The organism is Devosia sp. Root105, from assembly GCF_001424865.1.
Lineage (GTDB): Bacteria > Pseudomonadota > Alphaproteobacteria > Rhizobiales > Devosiaceae > Devosia_A.
Genome location: NZ_LMCR01000019.1, coordinates 559,907 through 584,080, shown reverse-complemented (window position 1 = coordinate 584,080; position 24,174 = coordinate 559,907). Strand labels below are relative to the sequence as shown.

The 24,174-nt window shown below is 65.1% G+C and carries 29 protein-coding genes and 1 riboswitch; of the genes, 14 read left to right on the top strand and 15 right to left on the bottom strand.

Features of this window, described 5'->3' with window-relative positions; all coding sequences use genetic code 11:
- The first annotated feature begins 316 nt into the window (after positions 1-316).
- On the top strand, positions 317-901 hold the full coding sequence (locus ASC68_RS25280; protein ID WP_055885991.1) for a glutathione S-transferase C-terminal domain-containing protein: 585 nt from the start codon (positions 317-319) through the stop codon (positions 899-901).
- Between the two features lie 58 nt (positions 902-959).
- On the opposite strand, the gene ASC68_RS25275 is transcribed toward ASC68_RS25280, so the two are convergent.
- Positions 960-1,742 (bottom strand): alpha/beta hydrolase, encoded by a 783-nt coding sequence (locus ASC68_RS25275; RefSeq protein ID WP_055885988.1) that lies wholly within the window; start codon positions 1,740-1,742, stop codon positions 960-962.
- A 270-nt stretch (positions 1,743-2,012) separates the two neighbouring features.
- On the opposite strand from ASC68_RS25275, the gene ASC68_RS25270 reads away from it, so the two are divergent.
- The 7 genes from ASC68_RS25270 (at position 2,013) to ASC68_RS25240 (ending at position 7,086) form a co-directional block, all read left to right on the top strand.
- Entirely contained in the window at positions 2,013-2,984 is a 972-nt protein-coding gene (locus tag ASC68_RS25270) for an alpha/beta hydrolase (protein WP_082528464.1), read from the top strand.
- A gap of 58 nt (positions 2,985-3,042) precedes the next feature.
- Positions 3,043-3,732, top strand: a complete 690-nt coding sequence (locus ASC68_RS25265) for a sensor histidine kinase (protein ID WP_055885985.1) — start codon at positions 3,043-3,045, stop codon at positions 3,730-3,732.
- 135 nt (positions 3,733-3,867) lie between these two features.
- Positions 3,868-4,632, top strand: coding sequence for an NAD(P)H-binding protein (locus tag ASC68_RS25260; RefSeq protein WP_055885981.1), 765 nt, complete (start codon positions 3,868-3,870; stop codon positions 4,630-4,632).
- An 11-nt stretch (positions 4,633-4,643) separates the two neighbouring features.
- Positions 4,644-5,081, top strand: coding sequence for a CBS domain-containing protein (locus ASC68_RS25255; RefSeq protein ID WP_055885979.1), 438 nt, complete (start codon positions 4,644-4,646; stop codon positions 5,079-5,081).
- Between the two features lie 10 nt (positions 5,082-5,091).
- On the top strand, positions 5,092-5,352 hold the full coding sequence (locus tag ASC68_RS25250) for a helix-turn-helix transcriptional regulator (RefSeq protein ID WP_055885976.1): 261 nt from the start codon (positions 5,092-5,094) through the stop codon (positions 5,350-5,352).
- The gene (locus ASC68_RS25245) at positions 5,336-6,262 is read left to right on the top strand and encodes an alpha/beta hydrolase (protein ID WP_055885973.1); all 927 of its coding nucleotides are present in this window, start codon (positions 5,336-5,338) and stop codon (positions 6,260-6,262) included. The genes ASC68_RS25250 and ASC68_RS25245 overlap by 17 nt, the downstream gene beginning before the upstream one ends.
- Positions 6,259-7,086 (top strand): SDR family NAD(P)-dependent oxidoreductase, encoded by an 828-nt coding sequence (locus tag ASC68_RS25240; RefSeq protein WP_055885970.1) that lies wholly within the window; start codon positions 6,259-6,261, stop codon positions 7,084-7,086. Before ASC68_RS25245 ends, ASC68_RS25240 begins: the two co-directional genes overlap by 4 nt.
- 551 nt (positions 7,087-7,637) lie before the next feature.
- Here the strand turns inward: ASC68_RS25240 and ASC68_RS25235 are convergent.
- From ASC68_RS25235 to ASC68_RS25210, 6 genes are read right to left on the bottom strand one after another with little or no spacing between them, the layout of a single operon-like run.
- Positions 7,638-8,090 (bottom strand): cytochrome c, encoded by a 453-nt coding sequence (locus ASC68_RS25235; RefSeq protein ID WP_055885967.1) that lies wholly within the window; start codon positions 8,088-8,090, stop codon positions 7,638-7,640.
- Position 8,091: 1 nt separating this feature from the next.
- Entirely contained in the window at positions 8,092-8,532 is a 441-nt protein-coding gene (locus ASC68_RS25230) for a cytochrome c (RefSeq protein WP_055885963.1), read from the bottom strand.
- Positions 8,525-9,067 (bottom strand): methylamine dehydrogenase light chain, encoded by a 543-nt coding sequence (locus ASC68_RS25225; protein WP_055885961.1) that lies wholly within the window; start codon positions 9,065-9,067, stop codon positions 8,525-8,527. The genes ASC68_RS25230 and ASC68_RS25225 overlap by 8 nt, the downstream gene beginning before the upstream one ends.
- Positions 9,068-9,087: 20 nt before the next feature.
- Complete coding sequence (gene mauD / locus ASC68_RS25220; RefSeq protein WP_055885956.1) at positions 9,088-9,684, bottom strand: methylamine dehydrogenase accessory protein MauD; 597 nt, start codon at positions 9,682-9,684, stop codon at positions 9,088-9,090.
- A 25-nt stretch (positions 9,685-9,709) separates the two neighbouring features.
- On the bottom strand, positions 9,710-10,240 hold the full coding sequence (locus ASC68_RS25215; RefSeq protein ID WP_055885953.1) for a MauE/DoxX family redox-associated membrane protein: 531 nt from the start codon (positions 10,238-10,240) through the stop codon (positions 9,710-9,712).
- Positions 10,237-11,385 (bottom strand): amine dehydrogenase large subunit, encoded by a 1,149-nt coding sequence (locus ASC68_RS25210; RefSeq protein ID WP_055885950.1) that lies wholly within the window; start codon positions 11,383-11,385, stop codon positions 10,237-10,239. Before ASC68_RS25210 ends, ASC68_RS25215 begins: the two co-directional genes overlap by 4 nt.
- A 200-nt stretch (positions 11,386-11,585) precedes the next feature.
- Here ASC68_RS25210 and ASC68_RS25205 point away from each other — a divergent pair, with 200 nt between their 5' ends.
- Positions 11,586-12,455: a helix-turn-helix domain-containing protein gene (locus tag ASC68_RS25205; RefSeq protein ID WP_055885948.1), complete on the top strand. Its 870-nt coding sequence runs from the start codon at positions 11,586-11,588 to the stop codon at positions 12,453-12,455.
- Between the two features lie 54 nt (positions 12,456-12,509).
- Here ASC68_RS25205 and ASC68_RS25200 read toward each other — a convergent pair whose 3' ends face one another.
- From ASC68_RS25200 to ASC68_RS25180, 5 genes are all read right to left on the bottom strand, one after another.
- Positions 12,510-13,346, bottom strand: coding sequence for an alpha/beta hydrolase (locus tag ASC68_RS25200; protein ID WP_055885944.1), 837 nt, complete (start codon positions 13,344-13,346; stop codon positions 12,510-12,512).
- Between the two features lie 101 nt (positions 13,347-13,447).
- Entirely contained in the window at positions 13,448-13,807 is a 360-nt protein-coding gene (locus ASC68_RS25195) for a response regulator (RefSeq protein WP_055885940.1), read from the bottom strand.
- Between the two features lie 114 nt (positions 13,808-13,921).
- The gene (locus ASC68_RS25190) at positions 13,922-14,575 is read right to left on the bottom strand and encodes a response regulator transcription factor (RefSeq protein WP_055885937.1); all 654 of its coding nucleotides are present in this window, start codon (positions 14,573-14,575) and stop codon (positions 13,922-13,924) included.
- Entirely contained in the window at positions 14,572-16,101 is a 1,530-nt protein-coding gene (locus ASC68_RS25185; RefSeq protein ID WP_055885934.1) for an ATP-binding protein, read from the bottom strand. Before ASC68_RS25185 ends, ASC68_RS25190 begins: the two co-directional genes overlap by 4 nt.
- Before the next feature lie 146 nt (positions 16,102-16,247).
- The gene (locus ASC68_RS25180; RefSeq protein WP_055885931.1) at positions 16,248-16,937 is read right to left on the bottom strand and encodes a YoaK family protein; all 690 of its coding nucleotides are present in this window, start codon (positions 16,935-16,937) and stop codon (positions 16,248-16,250) included.
- Between the two features lie 185 nt (positions 16,938-17,122).
- Between ASC68_RS25180 and ASC68_RS25175 the strand changes: the two genes are divergently transcribed.
- Positions 17,123-18,184: a cupin domain-containing protein gene (locus ASC68_RS25175; RefSeq protein WP_055885929.1), complete on the top strand. Its 1,062-nt coding sequence runs from the start codon at positions 17,123-17,125 to the stop codon at positions 18,182-18,184.
- Between the two features lie 24 nt (positions 18,185-18,208).
- The gene (locus ASC68_RS25170) at positions 18,209-18,727 is read left to right on the top strand and encodes a DNA starvation/stationary phase protection protein (RefSeq protein WP_055885926.1); all 519 of its coding nucleotides are present in this window, start codon (positions 18,209-18,211) and stop codon (positions 18,725-18,727) included.
- Between the two features lie 105 nt (positions 18,728-18,832).
- Here the strand turns inward: ASC68_RS25170 and ASC68_RS25165 are convergent, their stop codons facing one another.
- The 3 genes from ASC68_RS25165 to ASC68_RS25155 all read right to left on the bottom strand — a co-directional run bounded on the left by ASC68_RS25165 (position 18,833) and on the right by ASC68_RS25155 (position 21,455).
- Positions 18,833-19,921, bottom strand: a complete 1,089-nt coding sequence (locus ASC68_RS25165) for a BMP family ABC transporter substrate-binding protein (protein ID WP_349236253.1) — start codon at positions 19,919-19,921, stop codon at positions 18,833-18,835.
- A gap of 128 nt (positions 19,922-20,049) precedes the next feature.
- Positions 20,050-20,721 carry a flavin reductase family protein gene (locus ASC68_RS25160; protein ID WP_055885921.1) on the bottom strand — a complete coding sequence of 224 codons (672 nt, stop codon included), beginning with the start codon at positions 20,719-20,721 and terminating at the stop codon, positions 20,050-20,052.
- The gene (locus ASC68_RS25155) at positions 20,718-21,455 is read right to left on the bottom strand and encodes a GntR family transcriptional regulator (RefSeq protein WP_055885917.1); all 738 of its coding nucleotides are present in this window, start codon (positions 21,453-21,455) and stop codon (positions 20,718-20,720) included. The genes ASC68_RS25160 and ASC68_RS25155 overlap by 4 nt, the downstream gene beginning before the upstream one ends.
- Before the next feature lie 204 nt (positions 21,456-21,659).
- On the opposite strand from ASC68_RS25155, the gene ASC68_RS28830 reads away from it, so the two are divergent.
- The 3 genes from ASC68_RS28830 to ASC68_RS25145 all read left to right on the top strand — a co-directional run bounded on the left by ASC68_RS28830 (position 21,660) and on the right by ASC68_RS25145 (position 24,131).
- The gene (locus ASC68_RS28830) at positions 21,660-21,803 is read left to right on the top strand and encodes a hypothetical protein (protein ID WP_156384760.1); all 144 of its coding nucleotides are present in this window, start codon (positions 21,660-21,662) and stop codon (positions 21,801-21,803) included.
- Positions 21,800-22,723 (top strand): urea carboxylase-associated family protein, encoded by a 924-nt coding sequence (locus tag ASC68_RS25150; protein ID WP_055885915.1) that lies wholly within the window; start codon positions 21,800-21,802, stop codon positions 22,721-22,723. The genes ASC68_RS28830 and ASC68_RS25150 overlap by 4 nt, the downstream gene beginning before the upstream one ends.
- 152 nt (positions 22,724-22,875) lie before the next feature.
- Positions 22,876-22,988: riboswitch (guanidine-I (ykkC/yxkD leader) on the top strand.
- Between the two features lie 75 nt (positions 22,989-23,063).
- The gene (locus ASC68_RS25145) at positions 23,064-24,131 is read left to right on the top strand and encodes a putative urea ABC transporter substrate-binding protein (RefSeq protein WP_055885914.1); all 1,068 of its coding nucleotides are present in this window, start codon (positions 23,064-23,066) and stop codon (positions 24,129-24,131) included.
- Positions 24,132-24,174 lie beyond the last annotated feature (43 nt).

Genomic DNA, 24,174 nt, shown 5'->3' with positions numbered 1-24,174 from the left:
TCTAGTGGAAATCCATGCCCCGGGCGGGGCGGGGCGGAGCCGGACAGGTAAAGCGCTCGCCTGCCCCTTCGTCGGCCACGGGGAGAAACCGGAAAAATCCCGCGTGTTCGCCATCGCTGTCTCGTCCGGTTGACACGGCTCCGCCATCAACATGAACGCTGTCTGAACGAATTCTGACTGCCTTAAGAGGCTGACGGGACTGGCTTTTCGATGGACGAACCTACCCTCAGGTCGAGCCGCACTCCCCGCCTAGCATAATATCGCGCCGCGATCCTCGCGGGGACAACTTCAGGTCTCCCTACAGAGGATCAAGACCATGAAGCTTTACTATGCCCCGCTGGCCTGCAGCCTTGCCGACCACATCGCCCTGCTTGAAGCCGGAATGCAGTTCGAGCGCGAGCAGGTCGACTTGCGCACCAAGCGCACCGCGACCGGACGCGACATCACCGAGATCACCGGCAAGAGCTACGTGCCGGCACTGGTGCTCGACGATGGCGAGGTGGTGACCGAAAACATTGCCGTGCTGGACTGGATCGCCGGCCGCTACCCGGCGCTCGGGCTCGAGGGGCCGCTCGGGCGTACCCGCCTGCTGGAGGCGTTGACCTTCATCTCGACCGAGATCCATCGCGCCTTCAAGCCGTTCTGGCATAACAGATCGGTCGCGGAAAAGGCGCATGCGGCCGAAACGATCAACCGGCACATGCAATATTTCTCCGATCGGATGCGGGGCGACTATCTGCTCGGAGATCACCCATCCGTCGCCGACTTCTACTTGTTTGTGATGCTGCTCTGGGCGCAGCGCTTCGGCGTGACTATCCCGGAAGAAATCGTCGCTCTCGGCGACCGGCTCAGCCGGCGGGCGGCGGTGCGCGAAGCAATGAGCGTGGAAGGCCTGTTGTAGCGGGCAGACGACACCGGCCGGGGGCGCACCTCCGGCCGGCTCAAGTTTGTCGCGATGCTTACTTCGCTGTAGCCGCTTCCTCGATTATCGCGGCGACTTCGGCCGGATGAGAGACCATCAGGGCGTGCGAGCCGCCTTCGATCGCCACGGCCTTCTTGACCTCGGCGCGGTCGGCCATGAACTCCTGCACGGCGGCTGGGATGTTGAGGTCGAGCGAGCCATAGATCGAGTAGCTCGGCACGTCCTTCCAGGTCGCGACAGCGGTGAGCTCCTCGAGCGCCGCCTGGGTGACGGGGCGCTGGGTCGCCGCCATCAGGGCGGTGACAGTCTCGGGCACGTCGGCGGCGAACTGGGCGTGGAACTTCGCCGGCTGGATGTAGAGGTCGGCGCCGCCCGAGGCCAGCGGCACTGGCTGCAGCGCGGCGCCCAGCGTCGAGCCCGGGAACTTAGTTGAGAGCACGGAAGCCGACTCGCCAGGCGCGGGGATAAAGCCGCCAACATAGACCAGCGCCTTGACGTTCTTGTTGCCGTTCGCCGCCTCGGTGATGACGAGGCCGCCATAGGAGTGGCCGACCAGCACGACGTCACCCGGGATGGACTTCACGAGGTCGGCGACCGAAGCTGCGTCGCCAGCAAGCGTCCGCAGCGGGTTCGAGGCGGCGATGGCAGTGTAGCCGTCCTTGTTGAGCTCCGCGATGACGCCGCCCCAGCCCGAGGAATCGGCGAAGGCGCCGTGGACCAGAACGATGGTCGGCTTGGTCACATCCTGGGCGATGCCGCCACCGGTAGCGCCAAGCACGGCGGCCGCTGCAATCGCGATAACTCCGAGAGTCTTCTGCATTTGATTGTCTCCATGTCGGCCGGGTTTGGCCGTGAAGCGAGCATCGCCGAAGCCGTCGAAGCGGCCATTTGTGCGCAGGCGGAGGATGACCGCTGCGGAGGCATGGCATCGCCTCGCTGCTGGGTGTTGCACTCCTGCCCCCGGGTCGAGCCGCCTACACCCTCGGCACTAGCGCAGCTCGCTGCGAGGGCGAATGGCCCGACGCGACGGGCCGCCGCCAGATGGTGGACGAGAGCAGCGAACGCTCTTGCCAACTCCATAGGAGCCGAAATGAACAAGCCGATCACTCCCACCCCGATCCTCGACCCCACTGCTGGCGCCTTCGTCGAAGGCCTTGCGGGTGGCAAGCCGATCCAGACCCTGACGCCCACCGAAGCGCGTGGCGTGCTCACGAGCGTGCAGAAAGCCGCCGACGTAAAGTTGCTCGATGTGCAGATCAAGGATGTGGCGCTGCCGCTCGGCCCGACCGGCAGCATCAACATCCGCGTTGTCCGCCCGGCCGGAGCGACCGGCGTACTGCCGGCGATCATCTACATGCATGGCGGCGGCTGGGTGCTGGGCGACCGCGAGACGCATGACCGCCTGATCCGCGAGCTCGCGACTGGCGCCAACGCGGCGCTGGTCTTCGTCGACTACGAGCGCTCGCCCGAAGCTCGCTACCCGGTAGCGATCGAGCAGGGCTACGCGGTGGCGAACTATGTCTCCAACAATGCCGACAAACTGATGATCGACGGCCAGCACATCGTGATCGCCGGTGACAGCGTGGGCGGCAACATGGCGGCGGCGATTGCGTTGCTCGCCAAGGAGCGCAAGGGGCCGAACTTCCGGGCCCAGGTCCTGCTCTACCCGGTGACCGACGCCTCGATGTCGACTCGCTCGTACGAGCAGTTTGCCGCCGGCCCGTGGCTGACCCGGGACGCGATGGCCTGGTACTGGGAACAGTATATTCCCGAGGCCGCGCAACGTTCCCAGACGCACGCCTCGCCGGTCAACGCCAGCAAGGACGAGCTGAGCGGGTTGCCCCAGACGCTGCTGATGGTGGACGAGAACGACGTTTTGCGCGACGAGGGCGAAGCCTATGGCCGGAAGCTCGCCGAGGCCGGCGTTCGTGTCACCTCAGTCCGATACAACGGCACCATCCACGACTTCATGATGCTCAACGCCCTCGCGCTGACGCCGGCCGTCCGCGGCGCCGTTGGCCAGGCCACGGGCTACCTGCGCTTCGTGTTCTCGCAGCCGTAAGGCCGAGGCGGCGGACCTGTTCGGTTCGCCGCCCCCTTTGGGTCTACAGGAGAGCAAAATGACGGATTTTGTACCCGGCGGCAGGTCCGAAGTGATCCCGCCTTTGCCTTACGATGGCATGGCCGGACTGGTGCACGACCTCGGAAACTACATCCAGATCGCCATGTCGGCGGTACGCCTCGTTTCTCGCCACAAGGATGCTGCGGGGTCGATGGCCCTCAGCACAATGCTGGCGCAGGCCGATGACGCGCTCGACCGTGCCGGCGCGCTGGTGCGCCATACCGTGCGCCGCAACGATGCGGATGATGACGTGAGCATCGGCGAGTGCGTTATGCAGATGGCTTCGCTGCTGCGCTACGCGACCGGACCCCATGTGCATGTGCGGCTGCTGGTCGGACTGCTGCCGCGAGTGCGGATCAGCCGGATCGAGCTGCAGAACGCGCTGCTCAACCTGGCGGTGAATGCCCGGGACGCCATGCCGGTAGGCGGCACCCTGTCGATCTCGGCGATGCTCGCCGAAGGACCGGATGGCGCGGAAATCGAGCTGGTAGTTGCCGACGACGGCACCGGCATGTCGTCGGAAGTCATTCAGCGTGCCTTCGAGCCTCGCTTCAGCACCAAACCGACCGGCGGCGGCATGGGCCTGCCGGGCGTCCGACGCTTCGTCGAGGGCGCCGGCGGACGCATTGCGATCGAATCCGCCCTCGGATCCGGCACCGCGGTGAGGCTTCGTTTTCCGGTCGTCTAGGCGCTGCAGCCCTAGCGGCTGTTGCACCTAGACCTTCGGTATAGGCGGGCTCAGCCCAGGCACGATGGTCGGCAGCCGGCTCCGGAGACAGACTTCAGGGGCAATTCGGCATCGAGCAAACAACAGGAGCAAGTTATGAGAGTTCTGGTTATCGGCGGCAGCGGTCTCATCGGTTCACGCGTGGTCAGCCGGTTGCGTCAAGGCGGCCACGACGTGATCGCGGGCTCGCCGTCGACCGGGATCAATACGGTGACCGGCGACGGATTGCCCGAGGCGATGGAAGGCACCGACGCGGTTGTCGACGTCGCCAACTCGCCATCGTTCGACAGCGCGGCGGCCTGGGACTTCTTCTTCAACGCCGGCAACAACATCTTTGCCGCCGAAAAGGCGGCAGGTGTGAAGCACCATGTGGCGCTTTCAGTCGTTGGCACCGAACAATTGCAGGACAGCGGTTATTTCCGTGCCAAGGCGCTGCAGGAACAACTGATCGAAGAGGGCGGCATTCCCTACACGATCCTCCGGGCCACCCAGTTCTACGAATTCCTCAATGGCGTTGCCGGGTTCTCGACCGGCGAAGACCAAGTGGTGCGCCTGCCGCCGGCGCTGATGCAGCCGGTGGCTGCCGACGATGTCGGCGAAACGCTGGCACAGCTGGCGCTGAGGGCACCGGTCAACGGCCGCGCCGAACTGGCCGGACCGCAGGCCTATCGCCTGAGCGATGTGGTCGGCCGCGTACTGGCGGTGAACCATGATGAACGACTGGTGATTGCCGACCCCAAGGCAAAGTATTTCGGCGTCACGATCAGCGAACGCACGCTGGTGCCGGTGGGTGACGATCCCTTCATCGGTGCCGTGTCGCTCGACGACTGGCTGGCCCGCAGCCAGCCTCGCGCCGCCTGATGGAGGCGAGGATGTTCGTCCGCGACCTCGACGAGCAGATGCGCTCGCGTTTCAAGGCACTCGATGAGACGAGCACGGTGCGGCTGGCCGCAGAAGCGTTGGCCAACCCACGGCTGGGCCTCATCGTGGTGTGCGGCTCGGACGAGCGTCCGACGGGGGTGGTGAGCAAGTCCGATCTGGTGCGGCATCTCGCGCAGGCCGGACTGGTCGACTTGCCGGTCACGGCGGTGATGACCCACACGGTCATCACTGCCTCGCCCGCCGACGATCTGCACGAGACCTGGCAATACATGGTGCGTCAGCGGCTGCAGAACCTGCCCGTGGTGGGTTCGGACCGCCGGCTCGTCGGAACGCTCGATATCCGCGATGCGCTCTCGGCCATCCTCAAGTCCGAGGAGAGCCAGGAGGAAGCTCTGATCAACTATATCGCTGGCAACGGCTATCACTGAGGAGGCCGGAATGACCTTTCCCAACGATCCGCATGATCGCCTGCCTCGCGGCGACAAGAACCGCCGGCTATCGCTGGGCGCCAGTCGGGAGGAATTCGCGGCTGCCGCCGGCGTCAGCGTCGAGGAACTGCACGACTACGAGCACACCCAGCCCGACCGGCATTTCCGCTTCGACGTGGCCGAGAGGGTGGGAGCAGCGCTGGAGCTGCTCGAGGCCACCCGTGTGGCGCACGTTCTCAACGGTCCCGTGCCGCATGACGACGCTGACTGACCACCTTCGACAAATCGATGTGGGCGAACTCAGCATCGGCTACGCCGAGCTCGGCCCCGTCGACGGGCCAGCCGTGATCCCCCTCCACGGCTGGCCCTATGACATCCACACCTATGTGCAGGTCGCGCCGCGCCTCGCCGGCGCCGGGTTTCGAGTGATCGTGCCCTACCTGCGCGGCTTCGGCACGACGCGGTTTCGTGACGCCCGGGCCTTGCGCAACGGTCAGCAGGCGGCGCTGGCACTCGACGTGTTGGGGCTGATGGATGCCTTGGGGCTCGAACGAGCGACATTGGCCGGTACCGACTGGGGCGCCCGCGCCGCCTGCTGTGTCGCGGCGCTCTGGCCGGAACGGGTGACGGCGCTGGTGTCGGTGAGCGGGTACCTGATCTCTAGTCAGCACGCCGGCAAGGCGCCATTGCCGCCGGAGGCGGAGCTACGCTGGTGGTATCAGTATTACTTCGCCACGGAGCGTGGCCGCCGGGGATATGCGGCGCACCGCGTGGACTTCGCCCGGCTGATCTGGCGGCTGGCCTCGCCGCGCTGGGCATTCAACGAAGCCCAGTTCGCCCTCACGGCTGAGGCGCTGAACAATCCCGACCATGTCGACGTCGTGATCCACAATTATCGATGGCGGCTCGGTGTGGCCGAAGGTGACCCCAGGCTCGACGCGTTCGAGGCGAGGCTGGCGGCGCGGCCGCTTATCTCGGTACCGACTATAACGCTCGAGGGCGACGCGAATGGCGCCCCGCACCCCGAGCCCGCAACCTATCGCGACCGAGTCACCGGCCACTACGAGCACCGGACGCTAGCCGGCGGCATCGGCCACAACCTGCCTCAGGAAGCGCCCGACGCCTTCGCTTCGGCAGTCATCGATATCACGACACACGCACTTGAAGGACGAAGCAAATGAGCAAGGTTTGGCTGATTACCGGTGCCGCCAATGGCATCGGACGCGCCACCGCGGAGCTAGTACTGGAGAAGGGCGACCGACTGGTCGCCACGGCGCGTCGGGTCGACCGACTCGGCGATCTGGTGGAGCGGTATGGTTCGAGCGTGGCGCTGGCGGAGCTCGATGTGACCGACAGCGCAGCCGCATCGCGGGCCGTCGCAAAGGCGCTGGAACGCTTCGGCCGGCTCGACGTGCTGATCAACAATGCCGGATACGCTCACCTCGCGCCCTTCGAGCAGACGCCGGAGGTCGACTTTCGCAACGAGGTGGAAACCAACTTCTTCGGAGTGGTCAACCTGACGCGAGCTGTCCTGCCGGTGATGCGGCGGCAAAGGGCAGGGCACATCCTCAACATCTCCTCAAGTTCCGGTCGCTTTGGCGGTCCGGGTTCAACCGCCTATAGCGCCGCGAAATGGGCGGTGAGTGGATTCACCGAGTCCCTAGCCAAGGAAGTCGCGCCATCCGGGGTGAAAGCCGTATCGGTTGAGCCCGGCAGCATCCGCACCAACTGGACACGGGTGGCGCGAGGAAACGTGCCGACGCTGCTCGAGGAATACGAACCGACAATTGGCATGATTATGAAGCTGACCGAGCACATAGCCGGCAACGAACCGGGTGATCCGATGCGGGTCGCGCAGGTCCTGTTCGACCTCTCGCGCCGAGACGACGTGCCAGAGCACCTTATCCTCGGTAGCGACGCGGTAGCCCGAGTCTCTCAATCCGAAGCCGCTCGCCGCGAGGAAGCCGAGAGGTGGATCGCGACGAGTTTGTCCACGGATTTCTAGGAGCGCCAATGGCCGCTTTTGGGCCGAACCGGCCCCCGACGGTGACCCCTCCGCGCCCAAGAACGGACGTTGGCTTAGCAACCAGCGCGTGGAGCTCATCACGGTTATTGGCGGCCATCCGACAAGAGGGAGATCGTGGCGTCCAGTCTACCGACGATTCCGAGCAGCGGCGAAGGAGGGGTGGCCACACCCGGTGCGCAGTCGACCCAAGAAATTTTGGAAGTACGACCTGATCGACCCAGGTTCCTTTGGCGGGGTTGACCCAAGAAATTTTGGTGGGTTGAGCCTTTTCATGGGCTTAGCCGACCCAACTTCATTTTGGCGCGACACGAAAATCGGGCTGGCTCGATTCCAAAACAAACTCGGGTCGATCTGGTACCGACATCGCGGTCGGTCCCCCGGGATTTGCGTTGCCACGAGACCACTACCGACCAGGGACCGAGGTGAAGCACCTCGCCATGCCGCGCGACCTCGCGGCTCTCGACCAGCGTGACATCGTGGGACGGGCAGGGGCAGGCCGGGTGAACGGTCGCCCCGCTGAGTGATCGGCCCTAAGGCCAGGGATAGCCTGCCGTTGCGATCCCCTGCGCCAACAGATCCGCCGCCACTTTCCGCCGATAGGCCACCACATCGCCCACCGGCTCGGCCCTGAGCGTCGTGACCTCGGCTCCGGTGAAGGGTCGGTGGTCCGCTGCTAAAGAGGTTCCGCCCCAGGTTTCCATCACATAGTTCATCACATCGGCGATCTGCTTGTCGGTGAGGCTTGCGCTCACCACACCGGGGACGTGCATGAGGTAGCGACGGCCATCCTCGGTTTGGGCGAATGCACCGACATAGTTGCGAAAGTCGGGGATACCGCCCGGCTCGCTTCCTGACCCATCCATGGCGTGGCAGCCGGCGCAGCGCAAAATGAAATTGCTGCGGCCTGCTTGCTGTGCCAGCGCGGGCGAGACCAGAGCGAGGCCAAGTGCAAGACCTGCTGCAAGAACTGCCAGGACGCGCATGTCAGCTACCGCCCTTGCGGATGTCGCGCAGTTGCTTGTGGGTGGGCACTGCAGCGCGGACGTCCCCAACGGTCGTGGCATCTATGGGCGTGCCGATCTGATTGAGGTCCTGCAGCACGTAGTTGGTAACCGCTGCGATCTCTTGGTCGCTCATGAAGTCGTGCGTCGGCATGACGAGACCGATATAGCTCTGGCCGGCCGCCTCGATCGTCCCGGTAAGGCCCGCGAGGACGACCCCGACCACGTAGCCGGGCGCCTTGCCGCCCAACCTCGACCACAAAGCGGCGTCCACCAGCGGCGGGGCCAGCCCCGGCTGGCCGCTGCCGTCCGGCTGGTGGCAGGCCGAGCAGATATCGTTGAAGATTGCCTCACCGTCAGCCGCTGCCGCCGGCCCGGAGGCCGCCAGCAGCAGTACCGCCGCAAGGGCGCAGAGATTACGCATCCGCAAGGCCGACGAGTACCGCGACGGTGCAGTGGTAGCCCTTGGAGGTATTGGCCATGCACCAGTTGATGTCGTTGTAGAGACCCATCCGGTAGCCCGGCCGTTCGCCCTCGGAGGTGAAGCAGAACGAACCCGAGCACGACGCCTTGCCGCAGCAGTCGTTGTAGGAGACGAGGTAGTCCTTGTTGTCGTTCGGGTTGCGGCAGGTGCCGACCCAGCTGACCTTCGAAGCCTCTGCGCCCGGCGGGCATTCGGTGAGCGTGCCGCCGCAGCTGTTGCAGAGGTTCCCGTCGAGCGCGCAATAGCGCCAGTATTCGCACTCGGTCTGGTCGCCGTCGGTGGAGGCGCCCTCCTGGGCATGGGCTTCGCCGAAATTGCGGTCGTAGGGCAGCATCGGCAGGAGCGCGCCACCAAGTAGAGCCGCACCGGCCTTGGTGAGGAAGCTTCGGCGCCCCGTGCGTTGCGCCACCCGGCGGGCGCCGGACTCGGCCCGGCTGTCCATCCATTCGAGCAGCGTATCAACGATGTTGAACATTTTTCTCTCCGTTCGGGGGATCAGCCTTGAGCGGGCTGTGTCTCGAGGAAGCCCTGGATGGAATCGATCCCCATCTCATGGGCGTTGAACAGGCTTTCCAGCTGCTCGCGATTATTGACGAGGCCCTTCGCCTTGACCGTTCCCTTGCTGTCGAGCAGCACCGCAAACGGCAGTCGGGCGACGCGGTAGGCGAGGCCCAACTCGGTCGACACGACATAGGGGAAGGCCTTGAGATCGGCCGTCTGGATGAACCGCTGGTGCTTGGCCACGTCGCCATCGCTCGCCAGCACCACATCGAGCCATTTGCCCTCGGCCTGCCGAACCGACTTGAGGATGGGCAACAGCTTCTTGCACACCGGACAGGTGGGCGAGAGGAAGAACATCAGCGTCGAGCGCTCGGGCTTCGGGCCGATCGCCACCTCGCCGCCATTGAGGCTCGTGAGGCTGAACAGCGGGGTCATGTCGCCGATGCGTGGGCCGGATTCGTTGACCAGTGCCCCCATCGGCGAGACGCGCTCGTAGAGCACGCCGATCTGCCGGGCCATGGCGAACAGCACAATGATCAGTCCGATCACCACCAGCCAGAGCACGATCACTGCGAAGGTAACGGCATCCATTTGAGATACTCCTGTTCCGGCCCGGTCAGCGCTTGAGGCGCATCTGGGTGAAGTTGGCCATGATCTGCTCGACGAGCTGGTAGCCAACGAAAAGCGTGAAGCCGGAGACGATCGCGGTTACCGCTTCGGCCACGCTGAGGGCCGAGATCGGGCCGGCAAGGCCGATTGCCGCGATGGCCGCCAGCACGAAGTTCCGCGCAACGAGGGTCCAGCTCAGCGGCTGGGCTGCTCCGCCGCAGCCGCACTCGACCCGGTCCCGCCCACGGGCGACGTTGAGCCCGATGACCGTGGCGTAGAGCAGGTAGAGCCCGATCGCAGCGACGCTGCCCAGCGGCTGCAGCCCGGGCAGGAAAGCCGCCGCAACCACCACCACTTCGGCGGCGGCGAGTGCCATCGAGACCGGCGCCACCTGTCGCTCCGACACGACCTGGTAGTCGGCGACGAAACCGGTGAACGTGGTGAAATCACCCAGTTTATGGAGCGCTGCACGAGCGAAGATCAGCGTCGTGAACGCTGTCGCACTCGCCGCGACGAGGCTTGTCCAGTCGGCGCTCAATTGCGCACCGCTACGACGGTGGCGAAGCCGGTGTCCTCGTGTTCGGCCGTCTGCTTGAGGACGAACTTGGCTTCCGGATCGGACGCGAAGCGGATGACCTTGCCGTCGTCTTCGTTGAGTCCATAGACCACCGGAACCGGGTCATCGCTGACAGTGAGCGAGATGACGTGCTCGACCGGCGATCGGTAGAGCAGTTTCTTGTTCTTGACGTCGTAGGCCCAGATTTCCTTCGACGCGTTCTTGTGCGTGCCCTCCTTGGCCTCGTCATGCATGGTGAGGAAGATGACGCCGTTGGGGTCGTTGTAGTCGAACAGGTTGTAGCCACCCGGCGCCCATCCCTCCTGCCCTTCGGTGACGGCGATCTTGTCGCTCAGCGTGATCGTGCCGGTCGCATCGTCGAGGACGTAGAGATTGCCTTTGAAGCTCATGAAGGCGAGCTTGCCCTCGATCCGTTCGGCCGAGACGAAGAGTGCGTCGGCATCGGCGTCGAAGATCTTCTCGCTGCTGGTCTTGGCAATGCCCTTGCCGTCCTCGCCCAGTGCGAAGCTGGCGAAGGTGCCGTCACCGCAGATGGCGGAGAACGAATAGCCCGCAAGCGACGGGTAGATGCCCCAGCAACCCGGTGTCGGCAGCTCCTGCACCACCTCGCCCGCCGCGACATCCACCACCGTCACGGACGTTGCCGGGGTAGCGTTCTGCACATAGACGAACTTGCCATCGGCGCTTTGCGTCAGCAGCGGTGTGTAGGCCGCGACCATGGCCGCCTTGTTGGGCAGGATTATTTCCTTGGTCGGGGTCAAAGTTGCGACGTCGAACAGTTGCAGAACCTGCTCATGGTCGCCGTACATGATGCGCTTGAGGTAGCTCGACTGGCTGTAGGCCGTCTTGCCATCGGGCGAGATCAGCACCTGGCCCATCGAGCCCGCGCTCATGTTGCCCTTGTAGGTCAGGTCGGCAGCCGAATAGACGTTGATCGAGCCCGCACCACCCCATTCCTGCTTGTTGACGAAAACGTTTGGCCCAGGGTCGATCGCCGCCTTGACGCCGACGCTCTCGGGCTTGAACTCGGCCTCCTGGGCCAAGGTCGGCGCGGCCGCGGCAAGGGCGCAGGCGAGGCAGACTGATAGGGTTAGGGAACGGGCCATGCGGGGTCTCCATCGCGTTTCGAGGAGAGGCTAGCGAGGCAGGACTGAGGCTGAATATCCAGTTTGAGCAGAAATCCTGCCTAAATCGTAGGCAACAACGAGACTTGCCTAATCTATGCGCTCTGCTACGTTCAGGCGAAGGCCACACGATGCGCACAAGTTCCCACCACCTCACGCGACAGTGCTTTGCGGATGCTTCCGTGCAGGAAGCGGCGCTGGTGGGTTGGCATCAGCGCTATAGCCAACTGCGTCGCGGCAGCTTCGCCGGCGAGGTTCAGACGTTGAGCCTGCCGGGGATCAGCATTACCCGGGAGCGCGTGAACCTGGCCGTGGCGCAGGAGATCGCAAGCCCACTGGGCTGCGCCGTTTTCGTCGCGTCCCTGTCGAACTCGGCGGAGTGGCGCGTCAATGCGGCCCGACGCGGCACCGATGTCATCTCGCTTTACCGCGGCGGCACGGAAGTCACCGCCGTGGCGCCCGACCACAGTGACGTGCTGATCGTTACAGTCGAGGCGCAACAGCTGGGTGTCGCAGCGGAGGACATCCCGCCGGTGCGCTATTGTTTCGGCTCAGCCCAAACCGAAGCCACCAAACAGTGGCTCAGTTCGCTGCTGGCCATCTATGGCAGGAACGAGGCCCCGCCGGAGCTTGACGCCTTGCTGCCGGGCCTCGTCCTCGACCGGTTGCACGCCATGCTGCAGCATTTCCTGCTCAGCGACGACACCGCGCTGCGCCCTCGAGCCGCCTATGCTCTCTACCGGCAGGCATTGCGCCTGATGGAGGATCAGCATCGTGAACCGCTGTCGGTCGCCGATATGGCGCAGGAGCTTGGTGTTCCGGCTACAAGCCTGCGCGAAGCCTTCACGGAAACGATCGGCATTACCCCCAGCGCCTGGCTGCGCCAGCATCGGCTGCATGGCGCACGCCGCGACCTCAACAGCGCCAACGGCAGCGTCTCCGAGATCGCGATGAAATGGGGCTTTTGGCATTTGGGTCGCTTCTCGGCTTACTATGCCGAGCGTTTCGGTCACACGCCGTCGGATGCTCTGCGGGCGCGATCGCGCCTCTGACAAAATCCGCCGGCGTTGCGGCGGCCACTGGTGGCCGGTGGCCGCCGCAAACCGTCATGCCGTGATGAAGGCCAAGAGGTCCGGGTTGATGACGTCGGCATGAGTTGTCGCCATGCCGTGCGGATAGCCCGGATAGGTCTTGAGCGTGCCCTGCTTCAGCAGCTTGATCGACAACAGCGCCGAGTCGGCGATCGGCACCACCTGATCGTCCTCGCCGTGCATCACCAGCACCGGCACCTCGATGGCTTTGAGGTCTTCGGTGAAGTCGGTCTCCGAGAAGACCTTGATGCACTCGTAGTGTGCCTGGGCCCCGCCCATCATGCCCTGCCGCCACCAGTTGCGGATGGCGCCCTCGATCACCGTCGCACCGGGTCGGTTGAAGCCGTAGAACGGACCCGATGCCACATCGAGGTAGAACTGCGAGCGGTTGGCCGCGAGGGCTGAGCGGAAACCGTCGAACACCGAGAGCGGCAGGCCACCTGGATTGCTGGCGGTCTGCACCATGATCGGCGGCACCGCCCCGATCAGCACCGCCTTGGCAACCCGGCCCTTGCCGTAGCGCGCCACATAGCGGGCAACCTCGCCACCGCCGGTGGAGTGGCCGATATGGATGGCGTTGCGCAGATCGAGCTTTTCGGCCCGTTCGGCGACGTCGGCGGCGTAGGTGTCCATCTCGTTGCCGGTGTCGGTCTGGCTCGAACGCCCGTGGCCGCGTCGATCATGCGCGATGACGCGATAGCCTTTCGAAAAGAAGAACAGCATCTGCGCGTCCCAGTCATCGGCCGACAGCGGCCAGCCGTGATGGAAGACGATGGGTTGCGCGGTCTTGCTGCCCCAGTCCTTGTAGAAGATCTCAGTGCCGTCCCGGGTGGTGATGTAGCCGCTGCTCATCTGCTGCTCCTTGCGTTGAGGTGATACAACGCCCGGAGCCTAGGGCCGGTTCGTCGTCGGCCGAATTCTACGCTGGGGTGGCGCACTCATACCAAGGTATGTCAGGCCATGGCCCGCTCGACCTCATGGACGAGGATGTCGGTATCGGTGGGTTTCTCAAGGAAAGCCCGGCCGCCGGCCGCGAGGACGCGATTGCGGACTGCCTCGGTCGGAAATGCCGTCATGAAGATCATCGGAATGAACTGCCCGTCGGCGATGAGCCTCGCCTGCAGCTCGTCGCCCTGCATCGTCGGCATCTGGATGTCGACGACCATGCAGTCCGGCGCCGCGCCGCTCTCGAGGAATGCGATGGCGGAGCCATAGGTGCTGACCTGGTAGCCGAACGAACGGAGGAGGCTCGCGAGGGAAATGCGGACACCCTCGTCGTCGTCGACGATGGCGATGGTCTTTTCACTGTGCATGACAAATTTCTCGTGTCGCTGAGGCTCGGCCATGTGGCCAAGCCCTGCGTCCACCGTCGTTATGGCGCAGCTGCGAGTCCCGCGGAATCATACGCAGGTTTGCCCCTCTCCCCCTCATGGTTTGATCCCGAGCGCCTCGGCCTTTCGCACCAGGTCGGCGAGCGTCCGCACACCCATCTTTCGCATGACGTTGCCACGATGGATTTTCACGGTGATCTCGCTGAGCCCCAGGATGCCGGCGACCTGCTTGTTCATGAGGCCAGCCACGACGTGGGTCATGACCTCGCGCTCCCGCGCCGTCAGCGTTTCGAACTCCGCCGTCAGATCGTTGCGGCTGGCCGCCGCCGCCCTCTGCTGCCGATCGCGTTCGATGGCGGCGGAGACCGCGTCCAGCATGTCCTGGTCGCGGAAGGGCTTGGACAGGAAATCTACCGCCCCGGCCTTCATGGCGCGGACGCTCATCGGGATATCGCCGTGCCCGGTCATGAACACGATCGGCCGACCGATGCCGCGCTCGACCAGTTGCCCCTGGAAATCCAGCCCGCTGACGCCCGGCAGCCGGACATCGAGCACGATGCAGCCCGGCGCATCGGGCAACTGTGCGGCCAGCAGCTCGGCCGGCGAGCCGAACAACCGCGTTGCGAGCGAGATGGAGCGCAGCAGGCTGTCGAGCGCTTCGAGCACTGCCGGATCGTCGTCGACGACCGCCACGAACGGCACTGTGGGGTCTTCTGCCGAGGCGCCGCGCCCCGATGTCTGCCGGATCATGGGCTGGCCTCCTGGGCTGGCAGCGATATGCGAAAGGTCGCGCCATCGGGTGGCTCGCTTTCGACGGTGAGAGAGCCACCATGCGCCTCGACGGTGGTCCGGCAAATCGCGAGCCCCATGCCCATGCCGTCTGCCTTGGTGGTGAAGAACGGGTCGAACAGCCGCTGCAGGTCCTGTGCCGCGATGCCGGGGCCGGTATCAGACACCGTGATCGCGATCTTGCCGCTGTCTGCCCATGCCTTGACGGTCAAGTGGCGGTTGCCGGGATGGCCTGCCATGGCCTGGCTGGCGTTGACCATCAGGTTCACCAGCACCTGCTGCAACTGCACCCGGTCGCCGAGCACCGTGGGCAATCCGTCCGGCGCCTCGATGCGCAACTGCACGCCCGCCCGGGCCAGCTCGCGCTCGACCAGCGCCGAAGCGTCCTCGATCAGCGAGGAGACGCTCAGCTCGGCCGGTTGACCCGGCGCCTTGCTGAGGAAGGCGCGGATGCGCTTGACGATATCGCTGGCGCGGCGGCCTTCAGAGATCACCCGGCCCATTGCCTTCTCAACCTCGCCGAGGTCCGGCGGCTCGCGTCGCAGCCAGCGCATGCCGGCCTCGCCATTGGTCACCACCGCCATCAGCGGCTGGTTGACCTCGTGGGCAATCGAGGCGGTCAGCTCACCCAGCGTCGCCACCCGGGCGGCATGCGCCAGCTCGGTCTGCGCCAGGTGCAGCGCGTCATGCGCTTCGCGCCGTTCGGTGATGTCGACCACGAAGACCAGCACGTTGCCGTCATCCTCAGGCGTTGCTGGAAGGGTGATGGCGAACAGCACCGGCACGCGCCGGCCGTCGGTGGCGATGATCTCGGTCTCGCCTTCATAGTGGGTGTCGCCACGGGCGAAAGCGGCGAGCGCGCCGGCAAACGTGCGATCGCCGGCGCTCAGGATGTCGTCGACGGTGCCACGGAAGCTGCCCGCGCCGACGCCAACCATGGCGAGGAATGCCGGATTGACGTCGACAATGCGGATCAGGCCCGGCGCACGCGCTTCGAGGTCAGCGGGACTCGCATCGGCCAGTTCGCTTCGAACGCGCGACCAGTCCTCTTGCATCACGCCGATCCGCGTGGCGTCGAACATCCGCCGGTAACGCCGTTCGCTGCGCACCAGCGTGGCGGTGGCCGATTGGTTCTGCAGGGCCAGCAGGGCCGCAACGCCGATAGCGGCGATGCTGACCAGCGCGCGCAGCGTCGGTGCGCCGGCATGGCTGATGCCATGCGAGATGAAATAAGCCAGCAGGGTGAGCCCGAGGCAGGCGGCAGCGGCGGCGATGATCTCCCTGCGTCGGCCAGTGCGCGCCACCATGAACACCACGAGCACGTAGAGCACGGCGATGGCGCCTTCGAGCGGCGACAGGATATCGAAGAGGAAGATCGCGAGCGCCAGCGCCGCAGCGCTGAGGCGATAGCCATTGGCGCCGATCAGCGGTTGCGGCCGCTTGCCACCCGGCGCTGCTCCACCTTCTGCGACGGCTTGTGACGACATTGACGCGCGTATCCTCTAGCGCCCGGCGTGGTCCGGGCGACCCGATCATGCCGCGCTCCGAGCAACTCGGATAGTGCGGCGGGCTTATCGGCACGCAATGTGCCGCGGCGCTGGAGATTTGCCATCATACAGAGGTTTGGGTCGCCTCAGGGCAAAGCGTGGATCCAGGCGCACAGCGCCAGTGCCGCGAGCACGGCCACCATCAGCACCACACCGGCGCTGCCGGCGATATGAAATCCGACGCTGCCCACCAGCACGCCTGCGAGAAAGCCCAGGATCAACAGCGCCACCCGGCGCAGCGATGCGAGTGCCGTGCGGTCGATGTGGTTGCGCGCGAGACCGGCAAGGGCGCCCTCGATGTCGATCGAAAGCTGCGTCAGGTTGGTGGTCATCACGTTGGTCGACCCGCCGCTGAGCAACAGGCGCACCAGCGCGCTCTGCACGCCCATGGCGCCTAGGCCGAACAGCCCCGGCAGCAGCGCGTCATGCGGGATCAGCAACGCCGACAGCGCCAGTCCGGCTACCAACACTGTCTCCATGAACAGCGCAGCCGCGAGGGCGTGCTCCCGGTCGGGGCCGAAGCTGCGCACCACCGCGGTCGTTACAATACCGGCCAGAATGAAGGCAGGGATGGCCGCGAGCTTGAGGATATCGGCGCCACCGGCTTCGAAGGCGGAGCCTGCGACCACCAGGCTGCCGGTGGCCTGGGCCACGAACAGGCCACCGAACGCCAGGAACGTCGTGGCGTCGACATAGCCCGCAACGAACGCCAGCAATGGTGCAAGGCCTTCATAGCTCGTGCCGGTAGGGTTGCCGGCCGTGATCGAGCGCTCCATTGGATGTCTCCGTTCGCTGGGCTGCTTCGACTATCGAGCTAACGCGCCCCGGGATCGGCAGCCCATCGTGCGCTGGTTGGCTCGACCCTGTACTCAGGTATGAGCCACGCAAACCTGCGGAGGATTCTGCCGGCGCCGCGTTCAGTCCACCTTCCGATGGTCAACCCGACCTGAGGAGACGAGACATGGACTTCAAACCCAATACCTCGCGGCATGTCGCTTCAATCAGCCTACAGCCGCCCAGCTATGCGAACGCGTCGGGATCGACGGTTCATATCGACAGCACGGCGTTGCCGCTCCTGAAGCGTCTGTCGCTGCGCCGGTTGCTGCTGGCGCCCGAAGGGCTGCGCGAACCGCATTGGCACGCCAATGCCCACGAACTGGGCTACTGCGTCCGCGGCGAGGCGCTGGTCACCATCGTCCGCAATCACGCTGTACGCAACAGCTTCGTCGTCCGGCCCGGCGACATGTTCTTCGCCCCGAGCGGCAGCCTCCACTCGATCCGCAATATCGGCCCGGCCGAAGCCGAGTTTATCCTGGCGTTCTCGCATGAGAAGCCCGAGGATTTCGGTCTTGGCGGCAGCTTCGCGGCCATGACGCCGGCCGTGCTCGGCAACACCTTCGACGCGCCGACCGCCTTCTTCCAGGAGATCGGCAGCATCACCACCCGCCCGATCGAGCCCGAGATCGTCCATGTCGACGGCGAGGCCGAGATCGAGCTGCAGGCCCTGCATGTCGATGCGCTGAAGTATCGCGTCGAGACCAACCTGCCGCAGATCGACGCCGCCGCCGGCTCCGCCCGCCAGACCAAGGCGGGGTTGTGGCCGGTGCTCGAGGATATCGCGATGTACTCGGTCCGCATCTCGGATGTCGGCATGCGCGAGCCGCACTGGCACCCGGCCACCGCCGAGATGGGCTACGTGCTGGAGGGCCGGGCGCGGATGACCATCCTCGACCCGGATGGAACGACGGACACCTACGAGCTGCAGAGCGGCGACGTCTACTTCATCCCGCCAGCCTATCCGCATCACATCGAGAATATCGGCGCCGGCGACGCCCACTTCCTGATCTTCTTTGATCGCGCCGACCCCGGCGATATCGGTTTCCGCACCCTTGTCGGCAGCTTTCCGCCCGAAGTGCTGGCCGCAACGCTGAGGGTGTCGCGCGCCGAACTCCCCGATTTCCCCTTCACCGAACAGGATCCCCTGCTCGTCAACCGTATCAACCCGATCGACCCGGTCGCCTGACCCACTCACTCAAGGAGAAACAGAATGGACATCGCTCGTACCCGTGCACTGCGCGCCGCGCCGCTCCACACCCCCACCGATCTCGGCGAAGCCGCGGTCAAGGACATTGCCGCCGCGCTGACCGCACTGCTGGCCGACACTTTCGCGCTCTACCTCAAGACCAAGAACTTCCACTGGCATATGTCGGGCCCGCATTTCCGCGATTATCACCTGCTGCTCGACGAGCAGGCCGACCAGATCTTCGCCATCACCGACGATATTGCCGAACGGGCCCGCAAGATCGGCGGTGGCACCCTGCGCTCGATCGGCCAGATCGGCCGCCTGCAGCGCCTCTCCGACAACGATGCCGAGTTCGTCACCCCGGCCGACATGCTGGCCGAACTGGCCGATGACAACTCACGCTTCGTCAGCCTGCTGCGTGCCGTGCACGAACTCGCCGCCGGTCACAATGATTCCGCCACCACCAGCCTCGTCGAAGTCTGGATCGACGAAGCCGAACGCCGGACCTGGTTCCTGTTCGAGACGGGTCGGGCCGGCAACTAAGCTCGGGTGGGCTTCAGGCATTGGCGGAGCCAGCCCTCCACCAATGCCCCCAAGCAGTTGGATCGGTGCGCGGGCTCGCCGTAGCGGGCCCGCACACCGAGGCTCTCAGGTGATCGAGCCGACCACGCCTTCGATCAGGTAGTCGGTGCCCCACAGGGCGCCGTCATAGAGACCGAGCGTCTCCTGACTGATGAGCTTGCCGGTATTGTCCGTGAGCGGGCCGACGAAAATCGGCGTCCCGGCTCTGGTTTCGGCAATGGCGTTGGTGGCTGCGGCGATCGCCGCTTCGGTCGCTCCCACGCCGAACGGCGTGGAAAAGACCATGTCCTTGTCGTAGCCGCCCTCGTTGACGTTGGGCAGTTTCTCGCCTGCGGCGATCAGCCTGGCGTACTCGGTATAGACCGTGCCCCATTTGAGCTCGGCGCCGGTGATGAAGCCGTTGGGGGCCAGCGAGGCCTGGTCGGCATTATGGCCGCAGCTCTTGACGCCACGCGCCTCGGCCGTCTCGACCACCACCTTGGGGCTGTCGACGTGGCAGGCGATGACGTCGCAGCCGGCATCCACCAGCGCATTGGCGGCCTCGGCCTCGCGCACCGGCAGGCTCCACTCGCCGGTGATGATGAGGCGCACCTCGGCGTTGGGGTTCACCTTCTTGACGCCCAGCGTGAAGGCGTTGACGTTTCGCAGCACCAGCGCGATCGGCTTGGCGGCGATGAAGCCGATCTTGTTGGATTTGGTCGAGAGGCCTGCAGCGACGCCGTTCACGTAGTGGCCCTGGTCGAGGTAGCAGAAGTAGCCTCCGAGGTTGAGCGGGTCGGTGTCCTTGTTCCACAGCGACGTCGGGTGGCGGAATTCGACGTCCGCATGCTTCTTCGCCGCTTCCTTCATGAAGGGGTCGAAATAACCGAACGAGGTCGGAAACAGCAGCTTGGCGCCGTCGAGGTTGATCATCGATTCCATCGACTGGGCGACCGCGTCGGTTTCGGGGACATTCTCCTCCTCCACCACGGTGACATCGGGCAGCGCCTTCAGCGCGGCGGCGCCGACCGCATGGGCCTGGTTCCAGCCGAAATCGGTGACCGGCCCGACATAGATCATGCCGATGGTCAGCGGCGTTGCAGCTTGCGCCTTCATGCCACTCGCCAGCAGCAGCGATCCGGCGGCAGCAGTGCCGAGGAAATGTCGGCGGTTCATTGAGAAGTTGGACAAGGTTGCACCCCCATGAGTCCAGGTTTCATCGTCCGGGGAGCGCGGCATGCGCTCACCGTCTCGGCCACGCGTTGGCGCGGCGTTCCGTTTAGTCGGGTCGTTCCTGCGCGCGGCTAGGCGGCGCCGGTCTCAGTCACAAGGCGGTCGGCCTTGAGCTGTTCGTACTCGCCCACGCTGAGCGTCCGGATGTCGAACTGGTCGCGCGTGCGGGCATAGCCATGGCCACCGAGACGGCCGATCGCATCCATCTTGATCTGGTCGACGTGGAGGCGTGCCGCATCGACGATGTCGGCGCGGATGTGGATGCCCAGCACCTGGCCGAGCACGATCTCGCGCGCCTTGCCCACTTCGATGGTCATGTGCCGGCGGCATTCGAGCGCCGCCGGGGCCGAGACGATGCGCGGGCTGCGCACTGCCTTGCCGGGTACCGTTTCGAGGCCGGCCTCGCTGAGTTCATCGACATCGGGGCCGAACTTGATGGCGCAGATCTCCATCTGCGCGGCCAGTGCGTCATCGACGATGTGGACGGTGAACTCCTCGGTCTCGCGGATATTGCGCGCCGTGTCCTTGAGGCGCATGTCGTCGTAGTTCTCGATGCCGATGGCGACGATCGCCGGATCGTGGGTGAGAACATTGAAGAAGCTGAACGGCCCGGCGTTGCGCCGGCCGTCGCGGCTCAGTGTGGTGATGAACGCGATAGGCCGCGGGATCACCGTCCCGATCAGCAGCTTGTAGCGCTCGCGCGGGTCCAGTTCGGCGAAGTCGAAATGCAGGTGGCCGCTCATCTGGCGCGCTTGCGCTTGAGCGGGATGGCGCCGGCGGGCGCGGCGATCGCGCCGGCATAGCGGGCGAGCACGTCGCCGAGCGCCGCGCCGGCGGGGTCGGTATCGTGCATGGCCCGACGCTCCACGGCGGACATGTGCGCATCCATGAGGGCGATGGCCTTGGCAGCGTCGCCGGCACGCAGCGCGGCGATGATCTCGATATGCTCGTTGGGGCCGCTGTGATCGTGGCTGTGCGGCGAGCCGTAAACGGCAAGGATCAGCGAACAGCGGGTCACAAGTTCCGACATGTAGCGCTCGAGCAGGACATTGCCGCTCAGTTTCGCCAGCCGGATGTGAAACTCACCACCCAGGCGCCCGGCAACGTGTTCTTCATGCCGCTCGCGGGCCGCATCCTCCTCGCGCACCAGCCCTTCGAGCTCGGCGCCAAAGCTTGGTTTCCAGCGCTTGATGACGAGGTCGACGGCCTGGGCCTCCAGCCCGCGCCGCACCTCGAAGACGTCACGGGCCTCCGCCAGGGTCGGTTGGGCGACGATGGCCGTGCGCTTGGGCCGAGCATCGACCAGCCCTTCTGATTGCAGTTTCGCCAGCACTGCCCGCACCAGCGTCCGGCTCATGCCGAAATGTGCGCCGATCTCATCCTCGGGCAGTTTAGTGCCCGGTTGCAGCGCCCGCTCGAGGATCGCCTGTTTCAGCGCCTCGTGAGCGATATCGGTGCGGGGGGATGGTCTGGTCATTCAAACCTCGTGTTGTCGATCCATTCATGCATACGAGATTGTGAGTTGCAAGTATGCCAGATTTCACCATCGGACAGCAAAAACTGCAGCAGTTTGCAGACACTTGCGGTCAACATGCGAGAATCGCATGGCTGATCTGCATGAAACTGGATCGTTGTTCCGTCAATCATGTATACAGTTTTGGTATTCGAACGGGAGAGGCGCATGCCGGCAAGGACCATTATTCTCAAGCTCAACCAGCAGCAGCTCGAACTGATCGACCGCACCATCGCAAAAGGCGTGGCGCCTGACCGTGCGGCATTGGTGAAGCTGGCCATTCGCGAGCACGCGGAACGGCGCGCCAAATGAGAACCGTGCTCCAGACCCTGATGCTGCAGCCGGGCACCGGCAAGGCGATCGAACTGCTCGCCGGGCAGATCCTGCGCATCGAGCAGGTGGAGGGCGGGCAATGCGTCGATTTCAACGCCTTCAACCTGCACGACTACAAGGAGTTCATGCATTGCGGCCGTACCCGCACCGTGCATGGCTTCAACCCCACCGAAGGCGCGTTCCTGTGGAGCCAGCCGCCGCGCGAGCGGGCGCTGCTCTACATCCTGAAAGACACGGTCAAACGCAACGACGTGTTGTTCCCGCGCTGCTCGGCTTATCTTTACGAAAGCGCCTATGGCTTTCACGATCACACCAACTGCCACGACATCCAGTCCGAGGCGCAGCGCGAGTACGGCCTGACCCCGGACGACGTGCATGACAGCTTCAACTTCTTCATGAACACCGAGATCGGCGCCGATGGGCGGGCGACGATCACCCGGCAGTCGAGCCGGGCAGGGGACCATGTCGATCTCCTGGCGCTGACCGATGTGCTCGCCGTGCCCAATGTCTGCGGCGCCGACGTCATGCGCACCTCCAACTTCTCGCTGAAGCCGATCCGCCTCACCGTGTTCGAGGCGACCGAAGCCGACCTCGCCGCCGTCCCGCCGACGCCGGTGCTGCGCAGCCAGCGGACACCCAGGGATTTCCGCCAGCCCCACATCAAGGCGGACCGCGAACTCACCCGCGACCCCGCCTACGCGCCGGCCTTCACCAACGTGCCGATCCGCATCGAGGAACTTGCGGTCACGCTGACCGGGGAAGAAGCGGCCCTGTTCGACGCGGCCCGGCTGCCGCTCTACGGCGACGACGACGGCGCGGCGCTCCGCGACCTGCTCTTTACCTGGTGGGAGGAGCGCTACCTCGGAGCCAATGCCGGGGCTCCTGCCATCACCAAATAGCAGGTACTGCACAGCACAGTGGCAGCGCCCACTTTATGTGCACGATGCCCTGCATTCGACGCCGAGCGTCGGGATTGGAGACGGACGATCTTACTAATGCACTGACAGATAACGATATTCGATTCTGGCATGGCCCTTGCTCCGTTGTATGCAGAGTTAGGAGCTAGGGTTCCGGCGCCATCTTTTCCGGCGCGTCTGGTCCGAGAGCACTCACCGGAGCGGGAGACATCCCTCCGGGACACGGCGGGACAAAAGCCCGGGAGACCTCGTAAGCCAAGGGATTGGCAGCGCGGGTCTTTACGCGCTTCGCCGATCCCCAAGTCGAAACAGGGGATTGTGCATGAAGTTCACCAGACTGGTTTCCGCCCTCGCCCTCGCGATGCTCGTTGCTGCCGCAGGCACCGGCGCCGAGGCGCAGCAGAAGAACGACTTCAAGGTTGCTTGGTCGATCTATGTCGGCTGGATGCCCTGGGGCTACGCCGCCGACAACGGCATCGTCAAGAAATGGGCCGACAAATACGGCATCAGCATCGAGGTCACGCAGTTCAACGACTACGTCGAGTCGATGAACCAATATACGGCCGGCGCCTATGACGCGGTGACCCTCACCAACATGGATGGCCTCTCCATCCCCGCCGCCGGCGGGGTCGACACCACCGCCGTCATCATCGGTGACTTCTCGGCCGGCAACGACGCGGTGATCCTCAAGGACAAGACCGCGCTGACCGACATCAAGGGCCAGCCGGTCAACCTCGTCGAGTTCTCGGTCTCGCACTACCTGCTCGCCCGGGCCCTCGAAAGCGTCGGTCTGACCGAGCGCGACGTCAATGTCGTCAATACCTCCGACCCCGATATGGTCGGCGCCTTCCAGACCCCTGATGTCAGCGCCATGGTCACCTGGAATCCGATGGTCTCGGAGATCGCTGCTCTGCCCGGCGCTCACAAGGTGTTCGACAGCGCGCAGATCCCCGGCGAGATCATCGACATGATGGTCGCCAACACCCAGGTGCTCGCCGACAACCCCAATTTCGGCAAGGCGCTGGCCGGCATCTGGTACGACACCATGGCCATCATGACCGCCCAGACGCCCGAAGGGGCCGCGGCGCGCGCTGCCATGGGCGCGGCCTCCGGTACCGATCAGCAGGGCTTCGAAGCGCAGCTTGCGGCGACGAAACTGTTCCCGACGCCCGCCGAAGCCGTGACCTTCGTCACTTCTCCTGACCTCCAGACCACCATGGACAAGGTCCGCGCCTTCCTGTTCGACAAGGGCCTGCTTGGCTCCGGCGCCGCTTCCGCTGACGTCATCGGCATCGAGCTCCCGGGCGGCGAAGTGCTGGGGGATCCGGCCAACGTCAAGCTGCGGTTCACCGACGTCTACATGAAGGAAGCGGCGGCAGGGACGCTGTAAGTCTGTGCTCCCCACCCGTCTCGCCGCGCTCGGCACCCTCGCC